The 20,115-nt window shown below is 59.1% G+C and carries 21 protein-coding genes and 6 pseudogenes; 15 read left to right on the plus strand and 12 right to left on the minus strand.

What is annotated here, in order from left to right:
- Nucleotides 1–472 precede the first annotated feature (472 nt).
- A pseudogene (locus tag AC5ZGW_RS41310) lies at nucleotides 473–700 on the minus strand (helix-turn-helix domain-containing protein); the annotation flags it as partial.
- Between the two features lie 13 nt (nucleotides 701–713).
- Here AC5ZGW_RS41310 and AC5ZGW_RS41315 point away from each other — a divergent pair.
- The 6 genes and pseudogenes from AC5ZGW_RS41315 to AC5ZGW_RS41340 all read left to right on the plus strand — a co-directional run bounded on the left by AC5ZGW_RS41315 (nucleotide 714) and on the right by AC5ZGW_RS41340 (nucleotide 4,405).
- Nucleotides 714–1,307 carry a substrate-binding domain-containing protein gene (locus tag AC5ZGW_RS41315; protein WP_207231122.1) on the plus strand — a complete coding sequence of 198 codons (594 nt, stop codon included), beginning with the start codon at nucleotides 714–716 and terminating at the stop codon, nucleotides 1,305–1,307.
- 46 nt (nucleotides 1,308–1,353) lie between these two features.
- Nucleotides 1,354–2,358: a catechol 2,3-dioxygenase gene (locus AC5ZGW_RS41320; RefSeq protein ID WP_130229289.1), complete on the plus strand. Its 1,005-nt coding sequence runs from the start codon at nucleotides 1,354–1,356 to the stop codon at nucleotides 2,356–2,358.
- A 309-nt stretch (nucleotides 2,359–2,667) separates the two neighbouring features.
- On the plus strand, nucleotides 2,668–3,645 hold the full coding sequence (locus tag AC5ZGW_RS41325; RefSeq protein WP_474419010.1) for an AAA family ATPase: 978 nt from the start codon (nucleotides 2,668–2,670) through the stop codon (nucleotides 3,643–3,645).
- A gap of 162 nt (nucleotides 3,646–3,807) precedes the next feature.
- Nucleotides 3,808–3,999 (plus strand): annotated as a pseudogene (locus tag AC5ZGW_RS41330) (hypothetical protein); the annotation flags it as partial.
- 33 nt (nucleotides 4,000–4,032) lie between these two features.
- A complete protein-coding gene (locus tag AC5ZGW_RS41335) occupies nucleotides 4,033–4,245 on the plus strand; it encodes an ATP-binding cassette domain-containing protein (RefSeq protein ID WP_130229288.1) in 213 nt (70 codons plus the stop codon).
- Nucleotides 4,246–4,300: 55 nt separating this feature from the next.
- The gene (locus AC5ZGW_RS41340; protein ID WP_349645123.1) at nucleotides 4,301–4,405 is read left to right on the plus strand and encodes a DUF1236 domain-containing protein; all 105 of its coding nucleotides are present in this window, start codon (nucleotides 4,301–4,303) and stop codon (nucleotides 4,403–4,405) included.
- 236 nt (nucleotides 4,406–4,641) lie between these two features.
- Here the strand turns inward: AC5ZGW_RS41340 and AC5ZGW_RS41345 are convergent, their stop codons facing one another.
- Nucleotides 4,642–4,866, minus strand: coding sequence for a hypothetical protein (locus AC5ZGW_RS41345; RefSeq protein ID WP_130229286.1), 225 nt, complete (start codon nucleotides 4,864–4,866; stop codon nucleotides 4,642–4,644).
- A 269-nt stretch (nucleotides 4,867–5,135) separates the two neighbouring features.
- Nucleotides 5,136–5,309 carry a hypothetical protein gene (locus AC5ZGW_RS41350; protein ID WP_165435511.1) on the minus strand — a complete coding sequence of 58 codons (174 nt, stop codon included), beginning with the start codon at nucleotides 5,307–5,309 and terminating at the stop codon, nucleotides 5,136–5,138.
- Here AC5ZGW_RS41350 and AC5ZGW_RS41355 point away from each other — a divergent pair.
- Nucleotides 5,235–5,390, plus strand: a pseudogene (locus AC5ZGW_RS41355) (recombinase family protein); the annotation flags it as partial. The gene AC5ZGW_RS41350 and the pseudogene AC5ZGW_RS41355 sit on opposite strands and share 75 nt — an antisense overlap.
- Here AC5ZGW_RS41355 and AC5ZGW_RS41360 read toward each other — a convergent pair.
- The 5 genes and pseudogenes from AC5ZGW_RS41360 to AC5ZGW_RS41380 all read right to left on the minus strand — a co-directional run bounded on the left by AC5ZGW_RS41360 (nucleotide 5,358) and on the right by AC5ZGW_RS41380 (nucleotide 9,971).
- Entirely contained in the window at nucleotides 5,358–6,443 is a 1,086-nt protein-coding gene (locus AC5ZGW_RS41360) for an integrase core domain-containing protein (protein WP_496114092.1), read from the minus strand. The pseudogene AC5ZGW_RS41355 and the gene AC5ZGW_RS41360 sit on opposite strands and share 33 nt — an antisense overlap.
- A 232-nt stretch (nucleotides 6,444–6,675) precedes the next feature.
- Nucleotides 6,676–7,041: pseudogene (locus tag AC5ZGW_RS41365) on the minus strand (thiaminase II/PqqC family protein); the annotation flags it as partial.
- Between the two features lie 190 nt (nucleotides 7,042–7,231).
- A complete protein-coding gene (locus tag AC5ZGW_RS41370) occupies nucleotides 7,232–7,774 on the minus strand; it encodes a c-type cytochrome (RefSeq protein WP_130229283.1) in 543 nt (180 codons plus the stop codon).
- Nucleotides 7,761–9,596 carry a sulfite dehydrogenase gene (soxC, locus tag AC5ZGW_RS41375; protein WP_245475026.1) on the minus strand — a complete coding sequence of 612 codons (1,836 nt, stop codon included), beginning with the start codon at nucleotides 9,594–9,596 and terminating at the stop codon, nucleotides 7,761–7,763. The genes AC5ZGW_RS41370 and soxC overlap by 14 nt, the downstream gene beginning before the upstream one ends.
- Before the next feature lie 210 nt (nucleotides 9,597–9,806).
- Nucleotides 9,807–9,971 carry a ParB N-terminal domain-containing protein gene (locus tag AC5ZGW_RS41380; RefSeq protein WP_165435510.1) on the minus strand — a complete coding sequence of 55 codons (165 nt, stop codon included), beginning with the start codon at nucleotides 9,969–9,971 and terminating at the stop codon, nucleotides 9,807–9,809.
- 240 nt (nucleotides 9,972–10,211) lie between these two features.
- Between AC5ZGW_RS41380 and AC5ZGW_RS41385 the strand changes: the two genes are divergently transcribed.
- Entirely contained in the window at nucleotides 10,212–10,565 is a 354-nt protein-coding gene (locus AC5ZGW_RS41385) for a hypothetical protein (protein ID WP_130229282.1), read from the plus strand.
- Between the two features lie 722 nt (nucleotides 10,566–11,287).
- On the opposite strand, the gene AC5ZGW_RS41390 is transcribed toward AC5ZGW_RS41385, so the two are convergent.
- Entirely contained in the window at nucleotides 11,288–12,226 is a 939-nt protein-coding gene (locus tag AC5ZGW_RS41390) for a hypothetical protein (protein WP_130229281.1), read from the minus strand.
- 291 nt (nucleotides 12,227–12,517) lie between these two features.
- On the opposite strand from AC5ZGW_RS41390, the gene AC5ZGW_RS41395 reads away from it, so the two are divergent.
- Both AC5ZGW_RS41395 and AC5ZGW_RS41400 read left to right on the plus strand, forming a co-directional pair.
- On the plus strand, nucleotides 12,518–12,922 hold the full coding sequence (locus AC5ZGW_RS41395; RefSeq protein ID WP_130229280.1) for a YybH family protein: 405 nt from the start codon (nucleotides 12,518–12,520) through the stop codon (nucleotides 12,920–12,922).
- Nucleotides 12,923–12,987: 65 nt separating this feature from the next.
- Nucleotides 12,988–13,392 carry a YybH family protein gene (locus tag AC5ZGW_RS41400; RefSeq protein ID WP_165435509.1) on the plus strand — a complete coding sequence of 135 codons (405 nt, stop codon included), beginning with the start codon at nucleotides 12,988–12,990 and terminating at the stop codon, nucleotides 13,390–13,392.
- Nucleotides 13,393–13,521: 129 nt separating this feature from the next.
- Here AC5ZGW_RS41400 and AC5ZGW_RS41405 read toward each other — a convergent pair whose 3' ends face one another.
- Complete coding sequence (locus AC5ZGW_RS41405; RefSeq protein WP_165435508.1) at nucleotides 13,522–14,448, minus strand: LysR family transcriptional regulator; 927 nt, start codon at nucleotides 14,446–14,448, stop codon at nucleotides 13,522–13,524.
- Between the two features lie 214 nt (nucleotides 14,449–14,662).
- Between AC5ZGW_RS41405 and AC5ZGW_RS41410 the strand changes: the two genes are divergently transcribed.
- Complete coding sequence (locus AC5ZGW_RS41410; protein ID WP_130229291.1) at nucleotides 14,663–15,415, plus strand: sulfite exporter TauE/SafE family protein; 753 nt, start codon at nucleotides 14,663–14,665, stop codon at nucleotides 15,413–15,415.
- Between the two features lie 11 nt (nucleotides 15,416–15,426).
- A complete protein-coding gene (gene zapE / locus AC5ZGW_RS41415) occupies nucleotides 15,427–16,644 on the plus strand; it encodes a cell division protein ZapE (protein ID WP_165435507.1) in 1,218 nt (405 codons plus the stop codon).
- 22 nt (nucleotides 16,645–16,666) lie between these two features.
- Here zapE and AC5ZGW_RS41420 read toward each other — a convergent pair whose 3' ends face one another.
- The gene (locus AC5ZGW_RS41420) at nucleotides 16,667–17,209 is read right to left on the minus strand and encodes a carboxymuconolactone decarboxylase family protein (protein ID WP_130229277.1); all 543 of its coding nucleotides are present in this window, start codon (nucleotides 17,207–17,209) and stop codon (nucleotides 16,667–16,669) included.
- Nucleotides 17,210–17,324: 115 nt separating this feature from the next.
- Between AC5ZGW_RS41420 and AC5ZGW_RS41425 the strand changes: the two are divergent.
- From AC5ZGW_RS41425 to AC5ZGW_RS41435, 3 genes and pseudogenes are all read left to right on the plus strand, one after another.
- Nucleotides 17,325–17,600: pseudogene (locus AC5ZGW_RS41425) on the plus strand (LysR family transcriptional regulator); the annotation flags it as partial.
- 271 nt (nucleotides 17,601–17,871) lie between these two features.
- Nucleotides 17,872–18,267 carry an integrase core domain-containing protein gene (locus tag AC5ZGW_RS41430; RefSeq protein ID WP_207231120.1) on the plus strand — a complete coding sequence of 132 codons (396 nt, stop codon included), beginning with the start codon at nucleotides 17,872–17,874 and terminating at the stop codon, nucleotides 18,265–18,267.
- A 164-nt stretch (nucleotides 18,268–18,431) separates the two neighbouring features.
- Nucleotides 18,432–19,406, plus strand: a complete 975-nt coding sequence (locus AC5ZGW_RS41435) for a hypothetical protein (RefSeq protein WP_130229276.1) — start codon at nucleotides 18,432–18,434, stop codon at nucleotides 19,404–19,406.
- 131 nt (nucleotides 19,407–19,537) lie between these two features.
- Here AC5ZGW_RS41435 and AC5ZGW_RS41440 read toward each other — a convergent pair.
- Nucleotides 19,538–19,995, minus strand: a pseudogene (locus AC5ZGW_RS41440) (SDR family NAD(P)-dependent oxidoreductase); the annotation flags it as partial.
- Between the last annotated feature and the right edge of the window lie 120 nt (nucleotides 19,996–20,115).

A 20,115-nucleotide genomic window follows, 5' to 3' on the forward strand; every position in this document is an offset into this window, starting at 1 on the left:
CAATCAACTGATGTCTGAGCGCCGCATTCTCTGCTTCAAGTCGGCTCTTCGACTTGAGAGGCGAAGCCAAGACGGCCGGTACGAAACAGAGCAGCCCGATCATTCCGCCAGCTTAGGCGATTCCATTACGTCATCAACTCGGATAAGGTTTTCGGTACACACAGTCGCTCCTCGGCGTGCTGGCCGATCAACTCGGGCTATTCGTCCGTGTTCCTGATCGGTGGTCTCCCGGCGACTCTTGGCCTGTGGATGGCGATTTCGGCGCACCGGTTGGCACACACCGCCGCCGCGTGATGCTTCGCGATCGCGTCCTCAATGGGCCAAGGTTCCGAACGAACTTGCCGCGCGCCCAGGCGCTTGAGGAACTGCGAACGACACTCACATGTCGACTATTGGTGTCGCTGCTCCATTCCGTGACCAGTTGAGCAGCAGGAATTGGATGGATTGCTCCATTCGACTTCTGTGGCCAGTCTCGCACGCGGAGGACGTCACGCTTCGGCGACGCCTTGAACAGGCGGCCATATTCGCGAGTGAATTGCGAGATGCTCTCGTAGCCCACGTCGAATGCGGCGCTGCTTGCCGAGAAGCCTTGTTCAAGCATGAGGCGGCGTGCTTCGACTAGCCGGAGCCGCTTCTGATATTGCCCAGGCGTGAGCGATGTCATGTGCTTGAAATACTTGTGAAAGGCGGTGAGGCTCACCGGATGCCGGGTTGTGCTCGCGTCGATGGGCGGTGTGGAGGTTGCGAGGAAAATCCGCGCCGGCGACGCGGCCGATGTCGTCGTTCTGGCCGGTAACGTCATGCAGCTACTGGAAGCGGAAGGCTATCTCGTTTCCGGCACCCGCGCTGATTTCGCGCGCTCAGCGATGGCGATGGCGGTGCGCGCCGGCGCGGGTCGGCCCGATGTCGCCAACGAGGAAGCCGTCAAGCAGGCGATCCTGAATGCGCGCAGGATTTGTTATTCGAGTGGGCCGAGCGGCGACCATCTCAAGCACCTCTGGGCAAAATGGGGCATCGCCGACGTGATTGCGCCACGCGCGCTGCAGGCTCCGCCGGGTGTGCCGGTCGGCGAAATGGTGGCGCGAGCCGAAGCTGATCTCGGCTTTCAGCAGCTGAGCGAACTGCTCGATCTGCCGGGCATCGACGTGATCGACGCGCTGCCTCCGGAGGTTCAGGCAATGACGGTGTTCTCGGCCGGAGTCAGCAGTGCGTCGTCCAATCCGGAGGCGGCGGGCCGGTTCGTGGGCTATCTGGTCTCGGCCGAAGCGGAGCAGGCGAAACGCCGGCACGGCATTGAACCTGCCTAGCGCCGGATGTCATTCGATCTTCGGATCCTGAGCGAGGAGTCTATACATGCACGACGAGCCGATCATGGACGTGGCGCATCTCGGCCATCTGGAACTGCTGACGCCAAAGCCCGAGGCGAGCCTGCGCTTTTTTGTCGATGTCATGGGAATGACCGAGAGCGGGCGTCGGGGAGATTCCGTCTATCTGCGCGGCTGGGACGACTACGAGCGCTACTCGCTCAAGCTGACAGCATCGCAGACGTCGGGACTTGGTCATGCCGCCTTTCGCGCCCGCAGCCCGCAGGCACTGGAACGTCGCGTCAACGCACTCAAGGGATCAGGCTACGAAGTGGGTTGGCACGAGGGCGAACTGGGCCACGGGCCGGCTTATCAATTTCGCGATCCCGACGGGCACCTGATCGAGCTCTATTACGAGACGGAATGGTACCAAGCGCCTCCCGCTTTGCGGCCGGCCCTGAAGAATCAAGCGCAACGGTTTCCTGCGCGTGGCATCAACGTGCGCCGGCTCGATCATTTCAACTGCCTCGCCGTCGACGTCAAACAGAACCGGGAATTCTTTCAGCACTTTCTGGGCTTCCGTCCGACCGAATTGATCGTGTTGAACGACGGCACCGAAGCCGGCATGTGGCTCACGGCGACGAACAAGAGTTACGACTTCGCCTACACGCGGGAGGCGCACGGGGTGAAAGGCCGCTTCCATCACATCACCTACGCGCTCGACAGCCGCGAGGATATTTTGCGTGCCGCTGACATCTTCCTCGAGAATGGCGTGTTCATCGAGACCGGTCCGCACAAGCATGCCGTCCAGCAGACCTTCTTTCTCTATGTCTACGAGCCGGGCGGCAATCGCGTAGAGGTTGCCAGCGCCGGTGCACGGCTGGTGCTGGCGCCCGATTGGAAGCCGATCATCTGGACCGAGGAGGAGCGCAAGAAGGGCCAGGCCTGGGGAATGAAAACCATCGAAAGCTTCCACACTCACGGCACGCCTCCCCTGCAGCACACAGCGACGAAAATGGCGAAAGACCGACTCGGCCCGTTACGCGACGCGTGAGAACGAGGTCGACGACCTGCTCCGAGCGGAGATCTTCGTCGACCTGTTCTCGGTCATGCATCACGCCGTTCGCGCCAGCGTCGACAGCTATTCTATCAAGAAGCTCGAACCGCTCTATGCGTTCACGAGGTCCGTCCCGTTCACGAGCGGGACGGTCTGGCGGACCTTGAGTTCCTTGAGCCGTGCGGCGGGACGCCCGAGGCACCGGTGCATCGGTATCGGTTCGCGCTGCAGGACACCGACATCCGGGCTGACGACGATCTCAGGAGCGTCGGCGGCGACAAGTTCGGACGCGTCGTGGCGGTCTCCTTGGACAACCGCACGATCGACATCAAGAAGCGCGCCGATACCGCCGGACTTCATCCCGAGGCGGTCGTCGCCCTTAACTTCGTCGACACGCAGGTGCTCGCGGACTCGCTGATGCGGACTGGCGAGTACGTCGCGGACCACGGAATGCAAGGCGACGGCGATTGCAGAGCGGCGCGGCACCTTCTGATGGCGCTCGCTCCGCGCCTGCGGAGCGGGCAATTGCAGGTCGACGGTGAGCCCGCGGTCGCGGCCGCGATCCGCATAGCCTTGGATCTCGATGAAAGCGTCTTTCCCGTGCAGGGCCCGCCCGGCGCCGGTAAGACTTTCGCGGGAGCCCGAATGATTCTGGCGCTCGCTCGAGAGGGACGGACCATCGGGATCGCCGCGAACTCGCACAAGGTGATCCGACATCTGCTCGACGAGGTGGGCGTCGCTTCGCGCGAACAAGGGTTCGCCGTCGAATGCCTGCAGAAGCTCTCAGACAGGGAGGAAGACCGGCCGGGTCTCAGATTCACGATCGACAACGGAGCGTTCCTGAACGCCCTGAATGCCGACTGCCGGGTCGGCGATGCGACCGCATGGTTCTGGGCGAGGCCCGACGCCGCGGACAGCGTGGACGTGCTCTTCGTCGACGAGGCGGCGCAGATGTCGCTCGCGCACGTCTTGGCCGTGTCACAGGCCGCACGTAGCGTCGTTTTGTCGGGAGATCCCAGACAGCTCGAGCAACCGATCCAGGGTAGCCATGCCGGAGTCCGAGCACCCAGATGCGCCGCGCGGGATGGAGTTCCTCTACAGCGCCAATCGGCTGAACGTCGCGACCTCGCGCGCGAAGTGCATCTGTGTGGTGGCGGCGTCGCCTCGTCTTTTCGAAGTCGACTGTCGTACGCCTCGTCAGATGGCGCTTGCGAACGCATTCTACCGGTACCTAGAAATGGCGGAGACTATCTGAGGTCCGATTATAGAGGCGGTCGATGGTGACGTGCGCGCCGGAATCGAAATGCTTCCATCACGAAGCGGCGCCGACGACGCGCGGGGCCGCCGAACTTCTTAGCGGATGAATGTCGTGGGTCGACAGGGGCTATCGAATGTCCCTAAAATGTAATGGAAGCAAGTTCGCAGAAGCCGGGTACGGGTGGGGCAGTGAACTTCCAGGTGACGGTTCTCAAGGTGCTGGTCAGCTATCCAGACGGGTTCGCCGTCATGGAGGACATCAAGCGCGATATGGCGACTCTGGCAACCAGCGGACGGGACTGGGCCGAACGCACGAAGCGACTGGCGGCCCGCGTGCCTGACCTGGATATCTTCTCCCAAGGTCTTAACCAGCGAATTTCGGCGTTCGGAAAATAGGAATATATTCCATAATCAATGTTATGCGAACAATATCAATTAGTTAGTATCCTAGCACGAGAGCGGCGCCTTGCCAAAGGACACTATCGCAATGACCTCGAGCCCCTCATCTATCGCGCCGACGGCCCCGCCGTTCTCGACGGCGTGTCGATCAGGATCAGCCCCGGCGAATTCGTCGGCATCGTCGGCACCTCCGGTTCCGGCAAGTCGACGCTGATGCGCACCGTTTGAGATTGTCGGCGATGCTGGCGAGGCGATCCTGACCATCGCCCCCGGTTACCGTGAGGTGCCCGTAGGATACGGCGTGAGTGGCTATCGCTATACCGTCGTGAACGAACGCACCGTGCTGGTGGATCCGAACACACGCCGCATCATCCGGATCATCGAGTGATGGCTGCAGGCTGGCGAGCGGCACGCGCCTGTTACCATTCACAAGGCCCGCTCCTTTGGGCGCGAGCTATTTGTTGTCGACCGCCGTACGCAGCGAAGATGCCCGACGAGGCTTAGCGGCCACCCTTCCGGCTAGGCCCATTCTCGCAAGCGGAGATACGTCAACCTCAAGCCTCGTCGAACCCTGACAATGGTAGGCCGGTGTTCGGCTTCTCCTTCAGCATAAGCCGAGTGAGCTTAGAAAATCTCGTTCTTGATGCCTTTCATCAGACCGATGTTCGCTCCGACATAGCCGCCGATGCCTCTGCCGAGATCTCCGCCGTAGCTACCGATGTCCGCGCCTTTTCGATAATCGCTCATCGTCGACTCGGCGATGCGCCCCAGGGCTTCCTTTAGGCCTGCGCCGTTCACGGTCTCCAGCGTCTCGTCGTCCAGAGCGACGTTTTTCTGCTCGGTGTCCATCAGCCTGCTCCTGTTTGTCCTGGCGTGCCCATCGTTTCGTTGAACAAGGTGTACCCAGTGCGGCTTAAAGATTGCTTACAGGAATGCCGCGAGTTTCGTGGTTGCGACGCGAATTGACCGACGAGACTGTGGTGCTTGCCTTTCGGTAAGGCGCTCCGCACGAGCCCCGCCCCTGTCTTATCGAACTTCGAAACGCAAAAGCCCGACCTGTGAAGGCCGGGCTCACTCGAAACTGCATGGCAGCCGCTCAACGTCAGAGCGAGACCGAATTATTTTAGCATATCCTTGAGGCCGATGACAACGTCGTTCACGCCTATCCCTACCTCGCGCATAACGCCGCGGACCGGCTCAGCCGCGATCAAGAGGACATTGCAGGGCTCTTCAAGCGCATGGCCTTCGCCGGCGTGCGGATCGTCACGCTTTCGGAGGGCGACGTCACGCATCTCCACGTCGGGCTGAAGGGCACGATGAATGCCCTGTTCCTGAAAGATCTAGCGGACAAGACGCGTCGGGGTCTGCGCGGCGTGCCGTCGAGCACGACCCGTCCTGTGCCTACCGCAAATCAAACGCGAGCATATCGGTGATGCAGTCCACCCAGGATCGGACGGCACAGAATGCGTCCTGCTGCCTCGGCGGAACGTGATATCGGCGCGTCCTTGTTCAAGGATAGGTGAGTGCGTACCATTATAGTAATGGGCGTAAGATTTCAGAATGCGGCGCAGATGCACCTCGCCCAGGACAATGATGTGGTCCAGAGATTCCCGCCGAATCGATCCGATCAGCCGTTCGGCGAAGCCATTCTGCCAAGGTGACGCCGGTGCAATCGGTTTGTCTCGAATGCCCATGGCGCGCAATCGCCGTGTCACGACGGCGCCATAGATCCGATCGCGATCACGGATCATATAACCCGGGGCCCCATCCCAAGGAAAAGCTTCGGTGATCTGGTGTGCGATCGATTCCGCCGTGGGGTTGGTTGTGACGTTGATCCAGATCAGCTCTCGACGGTCAATCCGTACGATCACGAAGCCGTACAGCAGTTTGAAGCCAATGGTCGGGACCACGAACAGATCCATGGCGGCGATGTCCGGAGCGTGGTTTCGCAGAAAGGCTTGCCATCCCTGATGTGGCGGCCCACGCCGCTTGACCATGTACTTCGCGACACTTGACTGTGCGACTTGAAACCCGAGCTTGAGCAGTTCACCGTGAATACGTGGTGCGCCCCAGAGCGGATTGTCGCCGCTCATCCGCCGGATCAACGCGCGGAGCTCCGTGTCGATCTTCGGTCGCCCTCCCCGTGCGCACGACTTCCAACGCCAGTAGCAGCGAAAGCCGGCACGATGCCAACGCACGAGCGTCTCGGGCCGGATGATGGTAAGAACTTTCAGGATTGATGGAAACCAGCGATACAGCTGGATAAAGAACCAGCGATCATGGTTCGTGAGCCGGACGCGACCATGCAGCCTACGCCTCAAGACCATCAACTGATGTCGAAGCACCGCGTTCTCCGCTTCAAGCCGCAACTTCGACTTGAATGGAGAGGCCAGGGCGGAAAGAACGAAGCAAAACAGCCCGATCATTCCGCCAGCTTAGGCGATTCCATCACGTCATCAACTCGAATGAGGTTTTCGGTACACACAGGACGTGTGGCGCTACCGCGTCGGCGGCAGCGATGGGCCAGAAGGCGACATCGGCGCCCAAACCTAGAAATCTGGACAAACGACCACGAGGCTCGCAATAGCATCGAGGAACGCTAAGACGGAATTTGAGTCTTTGACCTATGGGCTTGAGATTGACGATTGCTGATGGTGATTCAACACGCTGGCCCACGCGCCAGCTCATCTCCCAGAAGCCTGCCTCGAGCCGGGTGGCTTCCTTGAAGATCGCAATCAGCTCTGTTTCGCGAGCCGGTGTGGCGTAGAGATCGGCGGAATGTTCCAAAGACGCCCGCGCCTTCGCGGCGACCTTCTGGTATGGCCCGCCGGCATACTCATCGATCCACGCGCTAGGAATTCGTCCTAGCGTCCGCATCGGGTCGAGATGCAAGCCGCGTCGCGATCTCCGCGTACCCGATCACGCAGGGGCGCCACCTTGAGTGCCAGAAGATCACCGCGCATTCCAGCATGCACGTAGCGTGTAGGCCAGCATCTCGACCGCTGGAGGGGTTTGTTCAAGGTCATGCGTGCCAAAATCGTTCACTTAAGCGCGTAGAGGTCGTCGGAATCGTCACCGATGGGCGAGGTCAGCTCAGGTCAATCGCGTCCCTTTGGCCGCGTGCCGTGATCTTCCGTTCAACACCTGTGAACGGACGTCGTCAGACCGCCCGGCATGTCTCAAACTTCACGGAAGCGGACCAACGTCCGGCCCCTTACTTCGGATTGCGCGGGAACGGGATGAACCCGTCCCGGTTCGGCATTTTCACGTTGGGCAGCGACTGTGCGTCGATCACATCGTTCGATCCGACGATCCCGTTGAGATTGAGGATATAAGCCGATACCGCGTAGATTTCGTCCGCGGTGAGCGATTTCGACTCTTGGAATGGCATTGCGCGGCGGATGTAGTCGAACAGCGTTGTTGCATAGGGCCAGAAACTTCCCACAGTCTTTATCGGTGTTTTGTCCGGCGCCAGTGTGCCCATGCCGCCGACGAGCGCTCCAGCGAGCGGGACACTGGGGCTGATTCCCTTCTCGCCGTGACAGGCCTGACATTTCGCGACATAGATGGCTTCCCCCTCCATTGCGGTGCCACGACCAGGCGGCAGACCTGCGCCATCCGGTCCGATGCTGATGTCCCACGCTGCGATATCGGCGGGCGCGATCGGTTGCCCGAACTGCGGGGCTTGGGCCAGGGCCGCCAGTGCAATGGTCAGCATAGATACGCAGACTACTGCAATGGGTTTAAGCGTAAACATTGCTGGCCTCCCCCATCTCGTCGATGCGCCAGCTTGCGATGGCATTGTAGTGGTAGACCCCACGCAAGCCGCGCTCGTCGGCGAACTGCGCGCGCGTTGGCTGCACCATGCCCGTGTCGTCGGTGGCGCGACTCTGCAGCACGGCGGGACCGCCATTCCATTGCCACGCCGCGCGGAAACGCACGGGCGCCTTTGGTAGGATCGGGCCCTGCAAAGCTGCCGGCGCCCAGCTTCGTCCGCCGTCAGCCGACACGTCGACCTGCCGGATGCTGCCGTTGCCCGACCAGGCCAACCCTGAAATCTCGTAGAATCCCGGTCCCCTCAGCGCGAGTCCCGGCGACGGACGTGTGATGACGGATTTTACTTCGATCGGGAACACGAACTGCCAGGCTTTTTCATCCTTGAGCAGGATCGTGTATTTCGATGTTTCGTCTTTGGTCATGGCGGGGCCGGCAATCAGCTTGAGCCGGCGCAGCCACTTCACGTTCATGTTGCCCTCGAAACCAGGCAGCAGCAGCCGCACCGGGTAGCCGTTCGAAGGTCGCACTCGCTCGCCGTTCTGATAGAGACAGACGAGCGCATCATCCATCGCCTTGGTGAGCGGGATGCTGCGGCTCATGGCGGCGGCGTCAGCCCCCTCGGCGATCACCCAGCGCGCCTCAGGTTCGATGCCGGCTTCGTCGAGCAACGTGGAGAACCGCACGCCGGTCCATTCCGCGCAACCCAAGAGGCCGTGAATAGCCGCCACATTGAGCGGCTGGGCCTGAGGCGCGTTGAGCGCCTGGCTGTTGCCGCCACACTCGATGAACGCGATGCGCGATTGCATCGGATAGCGCGACAGCGCTTCGACCGTAAACACAAGCGGGCGCTTCACAAGTCCGTGGATCAACAGCCGGTGTTGAGCGGGATCGATTTCTGGGACGCCGGAATGGCTACGCTCGAAATGCAGCCCGGATGGCGTGATCATTCCTTCGAGCATATGCAGCGGCGTGCGTGATGCGCCGACACCGGCCGGGTTGGGGGGCGGCGGAAAGACTTTGACGACCTTGCTCTCGAACGGTGAGGGCTGGCCGTAGCCCTCAAATCCGCGACCCGGCACCTTCATCCATGGCTGCACCGTAAGTGGTTCTGCCGATCCGCGGGATAGGCCCGCGCCGGTCGCACCGACAACGATCGTGCCTTCGAGAAAGAGTCGGCGGCTTAGAATACCATTGCCGGCCGCCGGATCGCCTGGTTCGGGACGAGTTTTTCTAACCATGAGCAGCACTCCCTCGTTGCGCCCGAATGAACCCGCGTGTCCGCGCGCACGGCCAGCGCTCGGTGAGACCGGCACAAAAGGACTGTCGGTTTTATTGAGAGTGTAATGCCTGCCGATGGCATTCCTGCCATTCGCGTCGGACGGAGACGTCGGCACCTCCCGTCTCGGAAAGCCGCTCTCAAGAACACTACGCTCATCCAAAAGACCTTCAAACTGGCAAGAATGTCGCACAAGCAATCTGGTCAAAACCAGTGTCTCTGATGTCCGAGTTGGGTCACTCGCGTCGTTTTCGGCCCGTTCGAGGGATGTCTGGTTAGCCCTTAACAGCGGCGGAATAGTAGACATCCACCAACCGCCGCTTAGGGCCAACAAGAGACTTATGCACCGCAGCAAGCAGCATCTCAATTCGATCACTTTGTTGGCGCGACTGAGCAACGTCGCCGGGATATCGATGCCGAATGCCTTGGCGGTCTTGAGTGGAGTGGCAATCGCGTGCTCAACTACTGTGAATTCTCCTTTGGGCGGAATTGCGCGTTTCGGTTCAACTTCCAGCGTGTGGTCCAACGCGGGCTGGCCTCCTACGTCCTCGCCGTCATGGCACGCTCGGATTTGCGCAGCTATAGTAGCAAATCTTGGTTAGTCCCGAGATTTTCGCTCCAGAATTATTGCACAGCAAATGCAGTCAGTAAGGCTCTCCCGTTAGCGGCGATTGTTTTGAAAATGCTGATGACGACACTGCAAGAACGGCTAACGCGAAAACTATCCTCATCTTGCCTACTCGTCCTCGGTGATCCTAGTCAGCGATAGCTCGAAGCCGCCCTCAAGCAGATCGGTCAACTCAAGCCGCACCATCTCGTCATCCCAATCGGTCGCGTCGGTGAGCCGATTGTCGGCGATGACATAGGCGCGCTTCTGCTGTTCCGACCAGCCGCGCGCCACGATGACCGGTACCTCGGCGACTCGAGCAATTTCCCCGCCGCTAACCGGCCGTGAGCGGCGAGAACCGCGCCGTCATCGGCGCCGAGATCGGAATGATCCAACTCGGATTGACGCAGCGATTTGCTCGATTTGCTCCGGCGAATGCCGCCGCGATTTGCGCTCATAGGGTCGTAAACGGTCAACCAGCGCTGTTTCCACCGCCGGCTTGCCCGCTGGGAAAACCCCAACGAAGCGGTGATCATGATCTCGCAGTGGGATTGGCTAACCGACGCGCAATTAGCAGCAGCGTTGCTCAATCACGGCTGGCATCCTTCTTTCACCCACGCTTCAAATAGATCGATCTTCTCTTGCGACCAAGGACAATCGCCGTTCGGCGGCGGCGGCGGTATGACCGAGCCGCCAAATTCCACGAATTCGATTGGAGATCTGCTCGGACCGCGCTTTGACGTCTCTAAAGCTGCGGAGGTCGAAGAACTTGGACATGCCCCGGACATCCTTGTCCGTGAAGAGCGGATAGATGTCTTTAGCGTAACTGATCATGGGCACTCCCCACCGGCGCAATCGCGAGGCTGCGGACTTGAATCTTCATCGTAGCTCCCATTCGTTTTAAAGATACCTATCCACCACATGACGAGAATGACCTTGCAGCGCCGGCGAGGGAAATCAACTCTCGTCATAGTCTCGATAGACGATCGTTATTGCCGCCGCGCAGCGTGATGCCGTAGCGAGGAATGCCACGAGCCGCATGGCAGTCGACGCCTACGTTTTTTTCTGCACAGACTTGTAAGCCACGTTCAGTCGCTGAATCGGCAATCAATGCCGTCGTGCTTGCACAAACGACGTCGCGAACTTCGCTCGGTGAGCTCTGAGAACTTCGTAGATGTCGCGCGAGCACAGCAAGGATTGCGCGGGGTCACTGTGGGCTACGATTGCTCAGTTCCGTCGTTGCGTGTGATGGCTAAAGACCCAGCTCAAACATCGGCGGCTGGCGTGCTGGGAGCGATGAAGATGCGCACTACGTTTACGTTATAACCGTCTAAGGCGCGCTACAGCTTTTTCATGTCGGCAGGGCAACCAGAATCGGAAAATGATGAAGAAAAGCGATGGGCGTCATTTTCGTTACAGGCGATCGACCAGCGGCCACGGCAAGCCCGGCAACGCCACTCCCGCCGCCGTCCGATTTGGTGGCCTCGGGTCCGGTGCAGCCGACTCAAGGGGCAACACGAATGAGTAAGCCTTCTGAGCGTAATAAGATTGCAGCCTCACGAAAACAACGTGAGACACTGACCGGCGATCTGATGGTTCAGCATGAAGCGTTAGCGGAAATATTTACTAGTAATAAAGCTGTATGTTCCGGTGGCCGCGATTAGTGCGGCGGCGCCCAAGAACACCGAGATCGGATACCAAAAGGTGGGATGGTCGATGACGAACGGTATCAAACCAACGGCGAGCGCAGGCGGCATATGGACTTTAAACATCCGTAAAATAGCAATCGAGCAAAGCATGGTAACCGTCACGCCCAAAAATTCTGTGTGAAAGCCCGTGCTCAAGAGTAAGCCGACGGATGCGGTCAGGAAACATACGAGAGGAAACAATACCGGCCGTGACATCCAGCCAGGAAGGTCCGGGTGACCAAATAATTCATAGGCTACGACGATCAGCGGAGGGAATAACAGGAAGCGCAATCCCGTTGTTTGCGCCACCGCTCCCAGCGCGAAGACGAATGCCGTCAGTGCGAAGATCCAGAACCGATCTCTCGGCGGAGTTTCGGCGGTCTCAATAATCCGGCTCTCCTTGCCCCCCTCAGATAGGTAACTATCGGGATCAAGGCGCTTCCAGAACGTCAACGCAATGGCGAGTACGGCGAGTCCCGCGAGAATGGCGGCGGGGTAACCCCAACTCATCACGCCGAGGGCCATTGGAAGCACACCGGCAGAGATCGCAGCTCCGATGTTCGATCGGAGCAGTTTAATAACAAATAGGCTCAGGAGGGCAACAACAGTTACCGCGAGGGCGCTGTATTCCCAGTGGCGAGTAATCATCACCCCCAGGATCGCGGTGATCGTAGGGGTAGCAATCAGTCTGATTGGTTGGCTTGCCCATTTTCCGCGGGGGCGCGTGAATACATCATACGCTAAAGCGGCCATCTCGGGAAACAGGATAAGAGATATACCCGTGGTATCGACCGCAAACCCAATTCCCCCCACGAAGGTAACCGCAAGAAATTCGGCAAATAATCTCGTTGTGTATTTCACTGTAATCTAATTTTCCGAATTCCTTTGCAGACGAGACGAAAATAGGAACGCGAAACTCGATGTCTAATGACCATCGGTTATTGAATCGATTGCCATCGACGCGGCGCAATTCTTTTCCTTCGGTCCTGTCGAACCCACCCATCGGAAATGACCAATTGTGGCGTCTAGCCGGCGAGCTTACTTGCGACGTGCGACGGCATATTCGCCGAAGCTGCAATCGGAACCATACATACGGCAATTGGAAAATTTCGTCCCGCATTGTGGTTCAACAACCCGAAGAGGAGATCAATGATGTCTGAGTCCTTTCCACTCCCTACTAAGCCCGAAGACGTTGTCCCGTCGCTGATTGAGCGGTTTAAATCCGATAGGGTCAGCGAGGTAATGGCCTTGTTCGAACCGAAGTCTGTGTTCGTCGAGAATGACGGGCGAACCATCACTGGTCACGCAGAGATCGCCGCCAAACTCGAGCGCGATATCATGCTCGGCCTGCCGGTGAAGACCGTAGTGCGCCATGTGTTCGCCGGCAACGAGATCGCCCAGCTCGTGGTGGACTGGTCAATTGATGGCACAGGGCCCGACGGCAAGCACGTGCACCTCGGGGGCACGGCATGCGATGTCGTGCGCCGCGGTGCGGACGGATTTTGGCGGTTCATAATCGATAATAATCAAGGGACGGCAGTGCGAAAGCCCGCCTGACATATGCGCCAGCCGAGCACCTACTATCAAAAACCGTTTCAACCAGCACGAACAGGAGATCAATGATGTCTGAGTCCTTTCCACTCCCTACTGAACCCGAAGGCGTTGTCCCGTCGCTGATCGAGCGACTCAACTCCGGCAAGGTCAGCGCGTTGATTGAAATGTTCGACCCGAAGTGCGTGTTCGTCGAGGATGACGGGCGAACCGTCACTGGTCACGCAGACATCACCGTCCGACTCGAGCGCTTTGTCGAGCCCGGCGTGCCGCTCGTGACAAAGGTGCGCCATATTTTCGTCGCCGACGATATCGCCCAGCTCGTGTATGACTGGTGGATCGATGGCACGGGTCGCGACGGCAAGGAGGTGCACCTCAAAGGCACGGCGTGCGATATCGTGCGCCGCGGCGCGGATGGGCGCTGGCGGTTCATAATCGATAACAATCAAGGGACGGTATTGCGAAAGCCCGCCTGACACCGCCACGACAGCTCTTGGCGCCGGAGCCACTCTTCTCGGCGCCATCGGGCGAGGCGCGGATCGGCCGCCTCAATCTCGAGGCGGCCATCGCCGCCTTGAACCCGACCGAGCGACGCCCGGAAGCACTTAAGGGATAGCGACCTTCGGCTCCATAAGCTGTTGCGCGAGCAAGCCGGCGTGCGGCGTGAGCGCTGAGAAATCACGCGCACAAAGATGAAGTTGCCTCAGCGCCCAGCGGTCTTGCAGCGGCACGATCGCCAAGCCGAGGTGCCCCAACTCTTTGGCGGAAACCTCGGGCAAAATGGCGATCCCAACGCCAGACTCGACCAACATTGCGATGTACTCAATCCGCCTGAGTTGAATGCGGTAGTAAATCTGGCGGCCCAGGCGGGCAGCCCGTTCTCCCAGATAAGCTTCCAGTGCAGTGTCGGCCAGACCGACGAACGGCTCACCCACGACGTCCGCAAAAGCTATCGATTGTTGATCGCTGATGCGGTGTGTTTCGCTCGCCACAACGACGAGCTGGTCTTGCGCAATAACGCGGGTCTGCAACGCTGCCAGATCAGCCATGTAGGTTACAACACCGAGATCAGCCCGACCTTCCAGGATGGCCCGGACAATCTCGGTGCTCGGGCGTTCATAGAGATCAATGGAAAGGTCCGGATAAGCGACCAAAAATCGGCGGAGTCGCGGCGGTAGAAAAGCGGCCAACCCAGCCGTGTTGGACAAGAGCCTGATGCGCCCTTTCAGGCCAGCGCCATAGGTGCGCAGTTCTCCGCGCATCTGCTCCACTTGGTCCAGGATCAAACGGGCATGGCGGATCAGGGCATCACCGGCCGCAGTCGTCGTGACCCCCCGCCTGTTTCGTTCCAGGAGCTGCGCGCCAAGCGCAGATTCCATTCCGGAAATGCGTTCGCTCACGGAAGCGAGAGCCAGATTCATGTTCTCGGCGCCCTTGGTGAGGCTGCCTTGCTCCACCACGGTCAGGAACAACCGCATATCCGTCAAATCGAAGCGCAATGCTTTTCCTTCGGTTTGGCCGAATTCTTCCATCGGAAATGACCAATTGTGGCGCTTGGTCGGCGAGCGTACTTTACTACATGCGACGCCATATTCTCCGATTTTGGACGTTGACACAAGGGATTGGAGAGGTGGCCCTTGATGAGACCTAGGTTTGCTCGCCAATCTGTCACGCCATATGCGCACGGGTGGCATCGGCTCGTGCGAAGTTTTCAAATGCAACACCGCCCAATCCGAGCGAGTCAACATGAATGGTTATCTTTCGCTGCATGTTCTCATTATCGCGTCGACGTTTTTCCTCGCCGGGATCGTCAAGGGCGTGACGGGGATGGGCCTGCCGACCGTCGCAATGGGTATCCTCGGTGCGATCACGTCGCCAGTTAGCGCAGCTTCGCTGCTGGTCATTCCGTCCTTTGTCACCAATTTTTGGCAGCTGTTCACGGGGCCGGATTTCCTGGCCCTGATGAAAAGGCTTTGGCCGATGATGGTCGGCATCGTGGTTGGCACACTCGCCGGCTCATGGCTTCTGACGAGCGCCAATACGGAATACGCAAGTGTTGGATTGGGCTCCGCCTTGGTTCTCTATGCGGTGCACAGCCTGTGGGCGAAGCCATTGTCGGTTCCTGCGCGCCTTGAGCGTTTACTGTCGCCTGTTATTGGGTTGACAACCGGGGCAATCACCGGAGCAACTGGGGTTTTCACACTTCCCGCCGTTCCCTATCTCCAGGCCCTCGGCCTTTCCAAAGATGATCTTATCCAGGCACTGGGACTGTCGTTCACGGTCTCAACAATTGCGCTTGCGGCGGGCTTGGCTCGTGGCGGAGCTTTCCATCTTGGAAATACTACTTTGTCCGCACTCGCGATCATTCCCTCGTTGCTGGGCATGTGGGTCGGAACAACGGTCCGCGAGCGCATAAGCGCTGCAACCTTTCGGCGCTGGTTTCTGATCTTCCTTGCCATTCTTGGCCTTGAACTCGTCGTTCGCCCACTCTTCTTCTGAGGCAGATGACGATGCCCCAGATCGAAAGCCCACCCGTTCCACCGGGCCCCACCACCGTCACCGAGCGTTATGACGCTCTCGTTGCAAGTGGAACAATTGAGCGTGATCCGGCGCAAGAGGGAGTGGTGGCCGTGCTCGATGCGTTGGCACACAGACTCAAGGACATCAAGCAGACCCGCTTCGGTTTGACCCGACTTCTCGATCGGGGAGACAACTCCGGCAAAAAGGGGCGCGGAATTTACTTTTTTGGCGGAGTCGGTCGAGGCAAGACTATGCTCATGGACCTTTTCTTCGAGAGTGTCCCGCTGGAAGCCAAGCGCCGGATACATTTTCACGAGTTCATGGCGGATGTGCACGACCGCCTTCGGAAAGCTCGCGAGAAGATGGAAGATCGCGATATGAGCGATGGTGATCCACTCTCACATGTAGTTCGAACACTCGCGACCGAGGCACGACTTCTTTGCTTCGATGAACTTGCCGTTACGGACATCGCAGACGCCATGATGCTCGGACGCGCCTTAACCGAATTGCTTTCTCAAGGCGTGGTGCTGGTTGCGACCTCCAATGTCGATCCGGATCACCTTTATGAAGGCGGTATCTATCGTGAATTGTTCTTGCCTTTCGTGGCACGTTTGAAATTGCATGTTGATGTCGTGAACCTCGATGCCCGCACCGACTTTCGTTTAGAAAAACGGGAGGCAGAAGGGGGCTGGTATACGCCCCCGGATGCGAATGCTAAAGTTAAACTTGATCTTGTCTTCACTCGTCTCACCGATAATGTTCCACCCGAGCCGTTAACATTGCCCGTAGTAGGTCGAACGATCCGCGTACCGCTTCAGGCGCGTGGCGTCGCTCGCTTCAGTTTCCGCGATTTGTGCCTCACCCCCATGGCAGCGGTAGATTACATCACCATAGCACAGAGGTTTCATACCCTCATTATTGAGGGTCTGCCCGCGAGATTCGGTCATCGGAATCACGTTAAGCGCCTCTGCTCACTTATCGATGTTCTCCACGAACAGCATGTGAAGCTCATCGTTTCCGCACATGGCGACCCACACAGCATTTATCTTGGCATGGTTGCGGCTTTCGGTGGGGCAATGGGTCCGCCACCCAATCACTCTGACACTTTCCCCGAATTGCTCGAGTCAAGGCGGGCCGTGTCGCGCCTCATCGAGATGCGCTCATGCGACTATCTCTGCCGGCTGAGAGAAGTGCGATCCCTCCATTGAAGATTGTGCTTGAGAATTTACGCTATGCCTTGGCAGGGCTAACCGCTGGAAAGTCGATCGGGGTTTGCGCCGCGTTGTTCATGAAGTTGGTCAACAGGAACTGGGCTGTCAACGCTATCATCTCGACAATGTTGGCGTCGGTCCACGCGGCGTCTTTTACTGCCGCAAACTGCGCGTCAGAAACCTTACCGCGCGTCTCGATGAGGGCCTTTGCGAACGCCACCGCAGCCCGCCGCTTCGGGTCGCTTGAATCGCCTTGCCGATTCAGCGCGATCTCCTCCGGGGGAATCTTCGCCAGATTCGTCGAGACGTAGCTGTGCGCGGCAAGGCAGTAGTTGCAGCCATTAGCCTCCGAGACCGCGAGCGCGATCCCTTCCCGCGTCTTCAGGTCGAGGGTCCTCGACGCCGGCCCCATCAGGCCCGCCCAACCGCCAAGGGCGTTCGGACTGATGGACATGAGGCGATAGTGATTCGGCACGAAGCCAAGCGTCTTGTTGACGTTGTCCAGAATTGCCTGCGATTCGGCGGGTGACTCACCCAGCTCCGGGATAGCGATGCGGGACATTTTCTTCTCCGTTGAACTCCGGCCGGTAGAGGCCTTAACGCACTCCGATATCCCTTATCGAATGCCCGCATAATCCGGTAATCCTGAGAAATGACCTCTCGGAATGTGAGAGAAGATGGACCGACTTGAAGCAATGTCGATTTTGGTCGCCTCAGTCGAGGCCGGCAGTTTCTCCGCGGCCGGACGGCGGCTGGGCGTTCCCCTGCCAACCGTCAGTCGGAAGGTCGCGGAGCTGGAGGCTCACCTCAAGACCCAGCTGCTGGTCCGCTCGACGCGGAAACTCGCATTGACCGAGGCGGGCCTCACCTACGTCGCTGCCTGCAAACGCATCCTGGAACAGGTTGATGAGGCGGAATCTCAGGCCACCGGTGAATACACTGTTCCGCGCGGTACGCATTCTGCAGGACTACGAGCCTGACCCAATCCCGGTGCATCTGGTGCACGCGGGACAGACGCTCTTGCCCCTCAAGCTCCGGCGGTTTACGGAATTCGCTACGCCTCGGTTGCGGAAGTCGCTGACGGCTGACTTGGCCAAACTCTCCTCGCCAAAGACCAGGGTGAACAAGACGAAATAACCCCCCGCTCGCGAATGACTGCCGCATCGTCCGGCTCGACCGCAGAGCCCTCGTTTGGATCAACGTCACAGCACATCCGACGGCCGAATGGGTTGCACGTCAAATCACGGAAGCATTCCCTGGGATGAGGCTCCGCGCTACCTCATCCGGGATCACGACCGGATCTATGGCAGCGTCGTCATGCGCCGAATGCGCGCCATGGGCATCCGCGACAAGCCTACTGCACCGGCCTCGCCGTGGCAGAATGGAGTTGCCGAACGGTTGATCGGATCAATCCGCCGCGAGTGCTTAGATCACATCATCGTCTTTGGTGAGACGCATCTACGAGGGATTTTGCGATCCTACGCACGCTATTACAACGACATCCGAACGCACCGGTCGTTGGACAAAGACGCGCCGGTTGCCCGCCCGGTTCAGCGGACCGGAAGCATTAAATCACACGTCATTCTTGGCGGACTTCACCACCACTACGCCCGAGCTTAGGTTTTCGGTACAGACAGGCAGATTTCCCGCGCTGTCATGGGCGACGCCGAACAGGCGGCGAATCGCATCCTGATTCTTGGTGATCGAATACAGATTGCACATTAGGGCCTAGGGATGTGGAAACCGAATCCAGCCGCAAATCCTAGTGGCTTGCAGCGGTCGACATGGTCGCGAAGACTACTCGCATGTGTTATTCGACCCCGCTTGCTCTGCAAAAAAGGCACCGCGCGGGGCCTTTTCTCTGCACTCTGACGCGCGTGACCGCGGCTCAGCGGCTCAGTCGCTTCTCGACTGATCTCGACCGGCCCGGGCACCAGCGGAGTTTCGCCGCGGTCGAGGGCGCCCCGAAGCTACTCGATTTCTCGCTCACTATCGTCGAGTTCGCCAAACACGGCGACCAGCCGTTCGTCATCCAGGATGGCCAGCAGCTCGTCGACGGCGGACTCGCAGTTCCGCCTGCCGGGCTCGACGTACCCCGGGAGGACCTGTTGGGCCTGATGGAGAGCCGTACGACGCTCTTTTCGGGGGACATACGCTACTCCACGCACACTTCCGGAAAACGCCTCGGCAGCCGTGTTCCTGCGGCAAAAACGAGCGCAGCAACCTGGACGGCGACACGGAAGTTTCATCCGAGCCGCGCTCGGTTACGATCGAGTAGTGTGACGTGGCAGTCCTTGATAGGAGCTTTGTCGATGAATCGCATTTCGTTCTATTTGGGCATCGCGCTTATTATCGTCGGTCTTGCTACCTGGTATCTACGGCCATCGAGCCAACCCGGGAAATTCAAGATCAGCCTCGGCGGCATGACGATCGAGGTTGACGTGCCGGCCTTCTTCATCGTCGCTGTTGGTGTCGTGCTCATGTATATCAGCCCGACCTTCCCGGACCCCGTCAAACCGCCCGGCCCTCCGGTGCCCCAGATCCCGGAATACGATTCCGGCTTTGTCGACGGCGGCAAGAACAGGTCCACCAGGGATTACTGCGATCCGCAATGGGAAGCTTATAAAAAGCAATACCCGGATTTCACGATCGAGAAGATTGAATTGCCGGAAGAGACTCGTGCGGTCGACAAGAGCATCACGGAGCTCCGGGTCCAACAGTATAGGTATCGCTGCAAATTCGTAGCGAGTCGGCAATGACGCCGTCCGTCTGATAGACGCGGAAGGTATCCTGCCAGCAGATGTCAGCTGGAGCCGGAAGTCTTCCCCATAGGTGCCTTGCCAACGGGCACATCAACTCATTTGCTCGCGGCGGATTGCTTCCGTCCCGCTTTCGTCAGCGCGTAGACGCTCGAATTCGGCATGCCAATGTGGGCGTTGATCGAGGTATTCAGCACAATCGATGCCGGGTTAGCGAGAAGCTGCAACAGAGCCTGGATCAGAAAACACGGCCCCTTCAAATTGACCGCCACCGAGCGGTCGAAGCCAGCCTCGTCCCACTCAGCCAGGGGACGGAAGTCACCGATGCCGGCATTGAGGAAGATAGCGTCGAGGCCTCCGAAACTGTCCTGTATCACAGCGGCAATCTTTTTCTGAGCGGCGACGTCGCCTGCATCCGCATGGACAACTAGCACATTACCGAGTTCCCTGCGAGCAGCCTCCAGGGAGGCCAAATTGCTACCAGTGATGGCGACGCGGGCCCCTTCCTCAAGGAAGCGGCGAGCCGTCTCGAGCCCGATGCCGCTGCTGCCGCCGGTAACAAGAGTGCGCTGTTATTCAACCTGTTCATTTGTCAGTCCTCCTCCGCTAAAAAGTTGTGCCGGTCCAACGGAGAAGCGCCGCAATGCTGTTGCACCCACAACGACAGCTGCGGCGAAGTCCGCCATCTGAACTACTCTCGCTGCTTTCC

It is taken from the genome of Bradyrhizobium sp. Crot121, from assembly GCF_059512385.1.